Below are 13,235 nucleotides of genomic sequence, written 5' to 3'. Positions count from 1 at the left end.
CGGCGGATGTCGTGTCAGGTCCTAATCCGAATTTATGGCGATCGATTTTGGATGCTCCCGTGGATTAGCGCGGTGTTCTCTGCGATGCTATGCTCACTTACACAATGTAACAAACGAGCAGCGAACTTCCTGGGCTGACACTGCCCCATAAACGAGACAGTCAGCCAAGATGTACTTATGGACAACGGCATAAGGAAGGCAGTGTGATGAATGTTAATGAGTATCCCTCCCACGCATCCAGCTTCCTGCAAGAGTTTGAACATACAGTCCTGACATTTCCTGACAGTGCAGCCCTTTGGTCAGGCGGCAAAACAACCCGTTATGAAACGTTGAACAACAACGCATTTCTTATACAGCAGCATATTGCCAACTCAGGCATTGGGCAGGATGCACCTATCGCCATCCATACCCAGGATAGAGCACTCGCGATTACCGCCATGATCGCCATTCTCCGCCACGGTTGCGCTTACCTGCCTCTGGACCCTGTGTATCCCAAGGAGCGGCTCAACTACATGGTCAGCCATGCCGAAGTCGCAATGACCATTACCGACAATAACGATTTTCGGTCCCCGGTCGGGATTCATCTGGATTTACGCGAGATTTCATTTGACCAGACGCCGAAAGAGCGCCCAGAACCTTTCCCGATAACACAAGATAGCAATGCCTACGTAATCTATACCTCTGGCTCGACCGGAAAACCAAAGGGTGTCCTGATGAACCACGGCACCCTGGATAACCTGATCAACTGGCAAAATAACCAGTATCCGCAAAACACGCGCTATCGGACTCTTCAATTTTCTGCCTTGAGTTTCGATGTGTCGTTTCAGGAGATCTTTTCCACCTTGACCCAGGGTGGAACTCTTTATCTGATCGACAATGAACTTAAACAAGATTTTCACAGACTGCTCGACTTTATTAATGAGCAACAGATAGAACGGATTTTCCTGCCTTATATTGCGCTGCTTCAACTGGTGATGTGGGCCAATAAACTGAACCTCTATCCCACTTCACTTAAGGACATTATTACCGCGGGAGAGCAACTTGTTATTAGCGAGGAGCTACGCACTGCCTTCAACGCCATGAAGGGCGCTAAGCTTAGCAATCAATACGGTCCATGTGAGACCCATGTAGTCAGTGAATATAGGCTGGGCGGGCCTGCCGATCACTGGCCCAAGCTACCCCCAATTGGCAAGCCTATTGACCACGCGGAGTTACTGATACTAGACGAACAGCAACAACCGGTTGCTGCCGGCGAAGTTGGTGAACTCTATATTGCCGGCCCGGTATTGGCGCATGGCTACATCAACAACCCGGATCAAACTCTGCAACGCTTCGTTAACTTATCGGGTACCGAGGAGAGCAAAAGGGCCTACCGCACCGGCGATCTCGTAAGCCAGAACGGGGAAGGAGAACTCCTATACCTTGGCCGTATCGACGATCAGACGAAAATTAACGGCTATCGTGTCGAACTCAGCGAAGTGGAAGCGACACTACTCGACACAGGACTGGTCAAAGAAGCAGCCGTTGCAGTAGAAGAGGTCCGCGGGCAAAAAAGGCTCGTGGCCTTTATAACCTCGAAATCAGGCGCCGCCGAACCAGATGCAGACTTGAGACGGAGCCTGGCAAAGTCAATTCCAGGCTACATGATTCCCAGTCGATTCCACTGGCTTGAGGAACTCCAAAAGACTCCCTCTGGAAAAATAGACCGGAAATCTATGGTCGAGAAGCTTGAGCAGCCCGCGGCCGAGACGCCTATTAACAAGGAAGTTCTTTCACGAAGGGTGTTGGAACTGATCAGGACAGAACTCAATCACCCTGACCTGTCGGAAGAGGATAACCTTCAAGACCAGGGTATGGATTCGCTAACGGCCAACCGAATCGCCGCCGCGCTCTATGAGCACGAGGGCCTTACTGTCCCAGTCTACTCACTGTTTCAATACCGGAGTTTGGGTCAATTTCTTGACTATGTTGTAACACGCCAGGCTGTTGCGACCTCCGCCCGGACCGATGGCTCAACACCCGCCAGGAACGCAAACTCCTCAAGAGATGTAGCCATTATTGGGATGTCTGTTCGAGTTCCCGGAGCAGACACGCTAGATAGTTTTTGGCAGAACCTGAAGGAAGGTAAGGAAACTATTACCTTTTTCTCACCAACCAGCAACGACGGCACCGTCAACGCGCGCGGCATTTTGGACGACCCCCTTGGATTTGATGAGCGGTTTTTTGGCATCAACCCTATTGAAGCGCAGTTTATAGATCCCCAGCAGCGGTTGTTACTGGAACTTGCCTGGCACGCACTGGAAAACGCCGGGTATGACCCAGAACAGTTTGCCGGACGAATTGGAGTCTATTGCGGCGTCGGCAACAATACCTATTACCTCAACAACGTGCTTAAAAACGAGGAAAAGCTGGAAGACTTTGGCGCCCTGCAGGCTATGGTCGCTAATGAAAAAGACTATGCCGCCACGCGCTTGGCCCACAAACTCAACCTTGTCGGGCCCGCTCTGAGCATCCACTCCGCGTGTTCCACCTCTCTCGTAGCGGTCGCCGAGGCAGCAGAAGCCATTCGCCAAGGACGCTGTGACATCGCTATTGCAGGGGGCGCCTCACTGACATTCCCGCAACAGCAGCCCCACACCCACCAGGAAGGCAGCATTTATACCCGGGACGGACATACCCGACCTTTTGACAAGGACAGTTCCGGAACCGTATTCAGTGATGGTGGCGGGATGATCGTTTTGAAGCGATTGGACGACGCCCAGAAAGATCAAGACTGCGTTTATGCGTCTATCACTGGCCTGGCTGTCAATAACGATGGTGCCGAGAAAGGCAGTTTTTCGGGCCCGAGCGTACAGGGACAGCAGTCCGTTATCCTCTCTGCCATTAGTGATGCCCGGCTCGATGTCGAAAGAATCCGCTATATCGAGGCCCACGGAACCGCAACCCCGATTGGTGATCCGATTGAGGTATCGGCGTTAAGTGCCGCTTTTGCAACGCAAACCAGCAAAAAGCAGTTCTGTAAACTGGGGTCGGTGAAAAGCAATTTCGGTCATCTTACAGCGGCTGCAGGTGTGGTCGGCCTGGTTAAGTGCGCACTAGCTATTGACCGCGGTGAAATCCCCCAATCCATCAATTTTGAGTCACCTAACCCAGAACTGAAACTGGAGCAAACTCCCTTTGTTATCGCGAATAGCACCAGTGGCTGGCCGGAACCGAAGGAAGAACGCATTGCTGGCGTCAGTTCCTTTGGCATTGGCGGTACTAATGCTCATATCCTGCTCAAAGGCACCAGAACGTTAACGCTGCCCGACAAGAAACTGACCCCTGATTGGGTACCACTCTGCTTCAGCGCTCATTCCGGACAAGCTCTTTCTGCTGTATTAGCATCATATCGGTCACTGCTCGAGGTGGAGGGTAATGAAGGCAAACTGGCGGACATTGCCTGCCTCCTGATTCGAAATCGTCGGCAATTCCGTTATCGGAAGGCGCTGCCACACCATTTTAGCGCCCATGAGTTCTCCTCAATGATCGAGGACGCAGAGGATACGGATGCGGCCTTCACTGCCCCATCCGTCGTGTATGCGTTCCCCGGCCAGGGCAGCCAGGTTGCCGGCATGTGTAAATCTCTATATGCCGCCATCCCCGCATTTCGTGAGTCATTTGATGCCTGTGCCGACATTTTGCAGGGAAGCCATTCGCTGGATATCAAGTCGCTGATATTCACTTCCGATGACCCGTTAAAAGACACCCAGAAAACACAAATCAGTCTGTTTTGCGTGGGATACGCACTGGCCTCTGCCTTGGAAAGCTTGGACGTCAGAGCCAAGGCGGCTATCGGCCATAGCATTGGGGAACTGGTTGCCGCCACCATAGCCGGTGTGTTCGACCTGCCAACCGCCATCCGGGTAGTCATCACCCGAGGTGAGGTCATGAAGGCACAACCATCCGGGGCTATGCTGGCGGTACGTGCAAGCATAGAAGAACTTAACTCATTGCTAACCAGTGACGTCGTGGTTGCGGCGGAAAACACGGCAGACTCCTGCACTCTCTCGGGCAGCCACGACAGCATCGCGGCCGTTAGCCAGATACTGGAACAGAACGCTATCCGGTTTCGCTCGCTCAATACCTCACATGCTTTTCATTCACCGTCCATGGATGCCGCCAGTGATGCCTTTGCGCGGGCACTGAAGGATGTCGTGCCAAATCCGCCACAGATACCGTTTATCTCCTGCGTCACCGGAGATTGGATAACGGATGAACAGGCAACCGATATTCAGTACTGGGCTAGTCAGATTCGGCAACCGGTTCAGTTCCGCAAGGGTGTAGAAACCATCGGTGCACTGAAAAACCTGATCCTGCTGGAGTGCGGGCCACAAGGCACGGTATCCGGGATGGCTCTGCAGACTCTGGCCGAAAAGCCCGATCTTGCTCTGATACCGCTTGTGCCAGAGGCCGGGCAGCCTGAAAAGGATGTCCAGTCTTTCAGTCGCGGACTTGGCCAAGCCTGGGCCAGCGGCCTGACCATTAGCTGGCCCTGCGGCACCCCAGACCCAGCATTAAGGGCCAAGCTACCCGGGTATCCATTCCAGCACCGCACACACGTTATTGAGCCTGGAGTCTCGACAGCCCCGACGCCCCCCACAACACCAAACTTGGCTAGGCCAGAAAACATGAAAGAAGTCACCTTAGAAAAATTGCGCGCACTATTCACAGACATCTCGGGCATCGACTTATCTGCGGCCGACGGCGATGCCACATTTTTCGAACTCGGTCTCGATTCGCTGCTACTCACACAGTCGACGTTGAAACTGAAGAAAAAGTTCAAGGTCAGCATAACCTTCAAGCAGCTGCTTAACGACCATGGCAATCTCAATAAACTCGCGGACTACCTAATCAAAGAAGGTGCCACAGGGGAAGATACGGCTCCGGCTCCGGCGTCAACTCCAGCATCCGCTCCGACTGCGTCCGTGGCGCCCATTACGGCAGGCACGCCCTCACCAGCAGCAACATCAACATCAACATCAACATCAACCAATGACATTCAGTCGCTGTTCCAACAACAACTGCAAATCATGCAGGGACAGTTGGCAGTGCTTTCTTCATTGCCAGGCCAATCCATATCCGGCCCTGCCGGCCAGACTCCTGCCTCGCCACCCGCAAAAACCTCCCCAGCCGGGCATAGCACGGAGAATGCCACCCTAAAACCCTTCGGTGCTGGCACGCGCATCAATGTAAAGCGCAGCAACGAGATGACAACCACACAGCGCGAGAATTTCGAGAAACTCGCAAAGCGTTACAACACGCGATTTGGTAAATCCAAGCAGTTTGCTCAGGAGAACCGAAAACATTTAGCGGACCCGCGAGTAGTATCCGGCTTTCGCAATGCCATCAAAGAAGTCATCTACCCGATCGTTGTGGAACGCTCAGAGGGGCCATACCTCTGGGACATCGACGGCGGTAAAATGATTGACGTGACCTGCGGTTTTGGCAGTAATTTCTTCGGTAACTCTGCCCCCTTTATTAAGGAAGCCATTGCCCGCCAGTTGGATATCGGTTACGAGATCGGCCCGCAACACCCCTTGATAGCGGATGCAGCGCGACTGTTTTGTCAGGTAACCGGTAATGAACGGGTGGCCTTCTGTAATACCGGCTCTGAAGCTGTTCTGGGGGCAATGCGGCTGGCCCGAACGGTAACCGCCAAGGAAAAAATCGTCATCTTCGAAAACGATTACCATGGCATCCACGACGACGTGATTGTTACGCGGGGCAGCAAGGGTTATGCCGTTCCTGCAGCGGCAGGCATCCCTGATGCCGCTGTAGAGAACATGATCGTTCTGGATTACGGCACCGACGCCTCCCTGGAATATATTCGCGAACATGCTGAGGAAATCGCAGCCATATTGGTTGAGCCCGTTCAGAGTCGTAATCCGGGCCTACAACCTGTCGCCTTTCTAAGAGAAGCGCGCAAGCTCTGTTCAGATCAGCAAATTGCTCTGATATTCGACGAAGTCATTACCGGGTTCCGCATTCACCAAAGAGGGGCTCAGGGGTATTACGATATTCATGCTGATATCTGCACTTATGGCAAAATCGTAGGGGGCGGGCTCCCCATCGGCGCCATTTCCGGCAAGGCCCGTTTCATGGATGCCCTGGACGGCGGCCAATGGCAATTCGGAGATGATTCCACGCCGGAAGTCGGTGTTACCTATTTCGCAGGGACGTTTGTTCGCCACCCTCTGACATTGGCCGCAGCAGTTGCCGTCTTACAGCACCTACAGGACGAGCCGCACCTTCAGAATCAGCTGAATCAGCGTGCTGAACAGATGGTCACTGAAATCAACCGATACGCCCAACTGGTTGGAGCCCCACTGAAGATCGAGAATTGCGGGTCCATGTGCAAGATCAAAATTCCACAGGATATCGCCTTTGAAGAACTCATCTACATCATCCTGCGTGAAAAAGGCATTCATGTCTGGGACGCCCGCCCGATGTTTATAACCACCAGCCACGGTGACGAAGACATCAACACAATTGTCAAGACATTCAAAGAAGCAATGGATGAAATGATTACCATGGGATTCTTTCCTACAACTCAGGTTACCCATACCGCTTCAGGCATTCCGGGACAGAAACCACCGGTCGAGGGTGCCCGCCTTGGGCGAGACGAATCTGGAAAGTCCGCCTGGTTTGTCCCTTCAAAGGACAACAAAAACCATTTTGAGAAATGGACAGGTTGACCCATGAATACTGCTGTACTGTCTAATGTTGACCGTCACGATCCCTTCGAGTTCGGCGAACTGGAAGGTGCTATTGAGACTACCGAATCGCAACGAGAGGTCTGGCTGGCCGCTCAGTTCGGTGACGAAGCCAGTGCTTCGTTTAATGAGTCGGTGTTTTTGAGACTTAAGGGCCGGGTCAATCAGCCGGCCCTTAAAAAAGCTCTCGAGGCGCTGTGGCAGCGCCACCAAGCCATTCGAGGGTGTTTTAGTGATGATGGCAAGGAAATGGTTATCTACTATGATCGACCCGCCCCTGTCACACATCACGACATTTCAACACTGACGCCTAAAAACCAAGAGGAACAGCTGACTTTGCTCGCGCAAAGGGCTGTCTCCGTCCCTTTTGACCTGGCCAACGGTCCACTCGCCCAATTCGACATAATTCGGTTCACCGAAGACGACACCAGGGTGCTTTTGACATTGCACCACTCGGTTTGTGATGGGTGGTCGCTATACATCCTGGCCAGTGAACTGGGTGAATTGTACTCGCGTGAGTGCGAGCCTTCATTATCAGCGGGACTCGAACCCGCGCCCAGCTTCATTGATTACGCAGAATGGGAACGCAGTGACGAAACCCGTTCATTACGGGAGCAGAGCATAGATTACTGGACAAGGCGGTTCGCTGACGGCATCCCAACGCTAGATTTACCGTTCGACAGGCCACGACTATTGAGTCGCAGTTTCTCGGCCTTTCGCCTGGACAAAGATTTGCCTTTAAGCCTCCTTGCTGAACTTAAAGCCCTTTCCGCAAAGAACAATAGCACCATTACCACAACACTGATGGCTGCATTTGCGGGCTACATTCACCGCATTTCCGGCTGTGAGGATATCGTCCTCGGTATTCCCTTCGCCGGTCAAATGGCCAAGGAAGAACATAATCTCGTCGGACACTGCGTCAACATCATTCCGCTACATATCAAAGTGTCAGGAGAGGACTCCTTCAGGGCCCTGCTGCATAGAACACAACAGTGCATGCTGGATGCCTTCGAGCACCAATATCTAACCTATGGCACTTTGTTGCAGACACTTGGCGTATCTCGTGACCCATCCAAGCCACCATTGGTCTCGATCCTGTTCAACGTAGACCTTACCAATGAATCTGATTTTCAATTTACCGGATTGGATGCGAGCTTCGAGTCCAACCCGAGAGTATCCGAGAATTTCGATCTTAACCTGAACATCACCATCTCTAGTCAATCGGCAGTGATGGAATGCACACACAACCTTCACCTTTGGAATACAGAAACGATTGACCGTAGACTGGACGAGTTGTTGTTGCTGCTACGAGGCGTCAGTACCAAGCCGGAATCAGAACTAGGTCAACTAAACATTTTACGAAGCGCTGATCTGGCCCTCTACCAGGCGCAGTGGGAATCCGTCTGCCGCCCCTATGACCTAACAAGAAAAAGCCTTCATGGGCTGATCGAAGTAGCGGTAGATCAATTTCCCGATCGGTGCGCACTGATCTATGAAGGAAAAGAGCTGAGCTATAGGGAGCTGGACGAACAGGCTAACAGCCTGGCGCACTGGTTGAATGCACAGGGAGTAAAGGCTGAAACCATAGTACCTATTCTAATGGACCGGTCCCTGACAATGCTGGTGGCAATCAACGGGGTTCTGAAAGCCGGCGGCGCATACCTGCCATTGGATCCTGACCACCCGCACGATCGGTTGGCTTTCATTATTGACGAGGTGAAAGCTAAATTTGTCCTGACCCAGACGGCTCTGAAAGATCGGGTACCGGGGAACGTCGAAGCCGTAGCCATTGACAGCAATGCTTTCGATTTGAGCCAGTTCAGTAAAACGCGGCCCAATCTGCCCTGCTCACCAGATCAGCTTGCATATGTAATGTATACCTCGGGCTCTACTGGGAAACCCAAAGGAGTCATGTTGGAGCACCAATCCATATGCAACCACATGCTATGGATGAAAGAAACGTTTCCGCTTGATCAAGCCGATTCCGTCGTGCTGAAAACTCCCTATACTTTTGATGTCTCCCTTTGCGAACTCTTCTTGCCATTGATGACCGGAAGCCGACTTGTCATCGCCCGGCCGGGTGGACATAAAGACCCGCTTTATCTGGCCGAGCTCATTCAGCAACACCAGATCACGCAAATCCATTTTGTTCCGTCCCTGGCCTACCTCTTCCTTGATGTTTGCCACCAAGAAGATTGCCCCAGCATCCGGCGCTTTCTCCTGACCGGTGAAGCAGTAAGTACCGAGCTGGAAGCCCGATTCACGAATGCATTTCCCGACGCCGAATGCTGGAACCTCTATGGCCCGACCGAGGCAGCCGTTCATGCCAGCAGTTGGCTTTGCGGTCAGGAGCAAGTCGACTTTACTGTTCCCATCGGCAAGGCGCTGCCCAATACAAGGCTTTACGTTGTGGATAGCCAAGGCAATCTGCTCTCCCCAGGACTTGCAGGCGAGCTGCTGATCGGCGGGGTTCAGGTCGCCCGAGGCTATATTGCTCGCCCAGAGCTAACGGCTGAACGATTTGTTGAAGACCCCTTTTCAAGCGAATCGTTTAAAGCCTACCACACTGGGGACCTAGTCAAGATGCGCACGGATGGTGTGCTCGAATACATCGGCAGGAACGATTTCCAGGTCAAGCTCAGGGGGCTCCGTATTGAGCTGGGGGAAATTGAATCCATCATCCTGCGCTACCCGGGCATTACCCAGTGTGCTGTCTTGGCCAGGGAAGACCGGGTGAATGACCAGCGTCTCGTTGCCTATATTGTTGCTGGTTTCGAATTGGAAGGAGAGTTACTGGCGCTGAAAGCACATATCGGCCAAAACCTGCCTGACTACATGCTGCCACAGCATTTTCTTCAATTACCGGCCCTGCCACTGACTTCAAGCGGCAAGGTAGACCGGAAAGCCCTTCCTGCGCCGGATCTAACAATCTCATCCGGTGCAGACCATGTGGAGCCAGAATCTCCCCTGGAGTCGGAGCTTTCTGATCTTTGGTGCAACATCCTCGGTCTGCCAAGCATAAGCACTCATGCCAACTTTTTTGATCTGGGGGGGCATTCACTTCTCGGAACCCAGATGTTGGCCCGCATAAAGAGCCAATACGGTATCGTACTGGGGCTGGGAAAGCTCTTTGAAGCACCGACTATTCATGCGATGGCTCGCTTGATTGAGCAAGAACTCCAACATGGCCAACGCACACATCGTATTCAAGCCAGACCGAAGGACTCGGTGGTCCACGCCACGCCGCAGCAGCAGGTATGGTTCCTTTATGAAAAGATTGTTCCCGAGTCATTTGCCTTCAATTTACCTGCGGTTTTCCGCTTCCAAGGCTCTCTGGACATTTCTGCATTGGAACAGGCCATAAACACTGTATTACAACGACACGAAATCCTGCGCGCCCAGTTCAGAAATATCGACGGTCAGGTGCAGATCCTCGTTGATGATTCACAGTCGATCCAATTGACCCCAAAACCGATATCAGAATTCGGTATTTCTGACATAGCCTCTCTTGAGAGAGCTCTAATGACCGAAGTTTCAACAAGCTTCAACATCGAGTCAGGCCCGTTATTCAAAGCGAAATTAATTCAAGTGTCTGAACAAGATCATGTCCTGTTCCTACTGATCCATCACTTGGTGTTCGATGGCTGGTCATTTGACCTGCTGCTAAAGGAAATGTGTGCCCTATACAATGCCTACACCAAAGGTTTGGAGAACCCCCTAGCCGACCTGCCCGTGCAGTTTCAAGATTTCGCAATCTGGCAACAGGAGTGGCTGCAAAGCGAGGCGTTGGAGGCACAACTGAACTACTGGAAACAGAAGTTAGCCGGGGATTTACCAATCCTGAGTTTGCCTCTTGATTTTGACCGGCCTCATGTTCAGCCGCACCGCTCCAAAGGGATCAAGTTTGAAATCGATGAGGCAACCACAAAAACGCTTGAAACCCTGGCGGTACGTCATCAAACCACTCTCTTTCTGGTGCTGATGTCATTGTACGTCTTGATGCTACACCGCTTTAGTCGACAATCAGACCTGATCATCAATGTGCCTGTCTACGCGCGAAACGAGGATGAGTTAAGTGGCCTGGTCGGACCGTTCATAAACTTACTGGTATGCCGCTTCCGGATCTCGCAAGATCAATCGTTTGACGAACTCGTTCAACACGTCAAAGAAACAGTACTCACTGCAATCGACCACCAGGATGTACCCTTTGAAACACTTGTACGAACCATCAACCCACCGCGCGATTCAGCAAGGAATCCCATAGCCCAGACGCTCTTCAACTATCAGGACGTCAGAAACCGGCAAGATCAGATGGAGGGTATTCAAAGATCCCAGATAAACCTCGATCGGACTGGAGTAGAAACGGACCTCGACGTCTGGTTCAAGCGACAACGGGAGGGCATTGAGGCAGGCTTTGAATATCCCATTGAGCTATTCCGGCAGGCCACGATCGAAGGATTCGTAGAGAGCTTTAAGGATAGTATCAAGGTGCTTTCAGAGGAACAGGACGAGATTAACCTCCAGCGGCTGGTTTGCGCCAGCGAGGACGAGAAAAGCAGGATATCTGACTGGAACAACACCGCGCGCGAATGGGCTTTTGGTGAGGGATTCTTGTCAGCTTTTGAGCAACAAGTTACAGCGCACCCCGATAAAGTAAGCTGCCGCTCAGGGGAGAACGCCTTCAGTTTCCAAGAACTTGACCAGCGGTCTAACCAGTTGGCGAGATTCTTCGCCTCAAGAGGGGTTCAGCAGGGTGACGTAGTGGCCCTTCTGCTGGAACGCAATGTCGATATGCCAGCCGCTATCATAGCAATCTGGAAATTAGGGGCCGCTTATGTGCCGCTGGATGCGAGTTATCCCGACGAACGTATCCGGTTGATCCTGGAAGTAGCACAAGCCCGTTTACTCGTAACTTGTTCCAACCTGGTTACGACGAACCTCGTACAGGATACGAAAACCCTGTTATTGGATGCCGAAACTCAGGCGAGTCACGAATATGATGAAAGCCCCGTCACGTTCGCATTACAGAGCGAACAACTGGCCTATGTCATATTCACTTCTGGCTCCACCGGCGTTCCCAAGGGCGTTGAAATCAGTCATGGCGCACTACACAACTTTCTTATGGCAGTTGCTGAGAAGCCCGGCCTTGGTGAGAAAGACCAATTACTGGCCATCACCACCCTGGCCTTCGACATCTCACTGCTGGAACTATTTCTGCCGCTCAGTGTGGGCGCGACAGTGGTCATCGCGACGACAAACCAGAGTAGTGACCCTTATCAGCTCAAGTCGTTGATTGAGCAGCATGGGATTACGACCCTGCAGGCGACGCCGGCCACCTGGCGGTTATTGATGAACGTGGACCTTACAATCCAGGAGCCCCTGAAGGGGCTTATAGGGGGCGAGAAATTGCCGGCCGATCTTGCCAATCTACTGGTCCAGAGAGGCGTCGAACTCTGGAATATGTACGGCCCGACCGAAGCCACCGTCTGGACCAGCTGTTACCGCATCCCTCCCGGCAGGGGTGAAGGGGCATTGCCGCGCATACTGATTGGTAGGCCTCTTGCCAATACACAGTTGCATGTCTTGGATGAACAGGGCAACACAATGCCGCTGGGTGTTTATGGCGAACTATGCATTAGTGGGGCCGGTCTGGCCAATGGTTACCGAGGCAACCCGGAGCAGACCGCCGAGCGGTTCATACGGTTTTCCAATGGCCAGCACCTCTACCGCACGGGTGATTTAGCGCGCTGGACATGGGACGGCCAAATTGAGTTCGGCGACCGTATCGATAACCAGGTCAAGGTTCGCGGGTACCGCATCGAGCTGGAAGAAATTGAGATCAAGCTTCGGGTACACCCAGCCATCGCAGACGCAGCCGTGGTTGTACAAACTTTTGAGGCAGATGACCAGCGACTCATCGCTCATATTGTCTATTCAAGGGACGAGAAGCCGACAAGCAGCGAGTTACGCAAGCACCTCAGACACTCCCTGCCTGACTATATGATGCCCCAATTATTCACGGCCCACGATCATTTGCCGTTGCTGCCCTCAGGTAAGGTCAATCGAAAGCTTTTGATGCAGACCAAGAGCGGCCCTGCCACCAAAAAAGCTGAGAATCGGGAACCAACGAAAACGGAAGGGCAATTGATCTCAATCTGGAAAACAGTACTCCAAATTGACGAAATAGCATTGGATGATCAGTTTCTGGAGGTCGGCGGCCATTCCCTGCTCGCTCTTAAGGTCATCGTGGATATTGAGCATATGACCGGCGCTAAACTGATGCCCCAGGATCTTTGGGTGAACACCCTCGAGCAACTGGCCAAGCTGGTAGAGCAAAAGCTTCCGGCATCGAACACCGAAGAGCCCAGGGCCGAGTCAAATACAAAACCTAAAAAACACAGAAAGAATGTCTTCAGAAGGCTGTTTGGACCCGAGTGATGACATCACTAAAGTTCAGGGGCAGAAAAAAACAAAGGCCCG

The 13,235-nt window shown here is 52.5% G+C and carries 2 protein-coding genes; both read left to right on the top strand.

Annotation, left to right across the window (positions count from 1 at the left end; genetic code table 11):
• Nucleotides 1-206: 206 nt before the first annotated feature.
• Entirely contained in the window at nucleotides 207-6,737 is a 6,531-nt protein-coding gene (locus CFB02_RS05065) for a type I polyketide synthase (RefSeq protein ID WP_088557135.1), read from the top strand.
• 3 nt (nucleotides 6,738-6,740) lie between these two features.
• A complete protein-coding gene (locus tag CFB02_RS05060) occupies nucleotides 6,741-13,193 on the top strand; it encodes a non-ribosomal peptide synthetase (RefSeq protein WP_088557134.1) in 6,453 nt (2,150 codons plus the stop codon).
• Nucleotides 13,194-13,235: the final 42 nt, after the last annotated feature.

It is taken from the genome of Marinobacter sp. es.042, from assembly GCF_900188315.1.
GTDB lineage: Bacteria > Pseudomonadota > Gammaproteobacteria > Pseudomonadales > Oleiphilaceae > Marinobacter.
The sequence above is the reverse complement of the archived record's forward strand: the minus strand, read 5'-3'. Positions and strand labels throughout refer to the sequence as shown.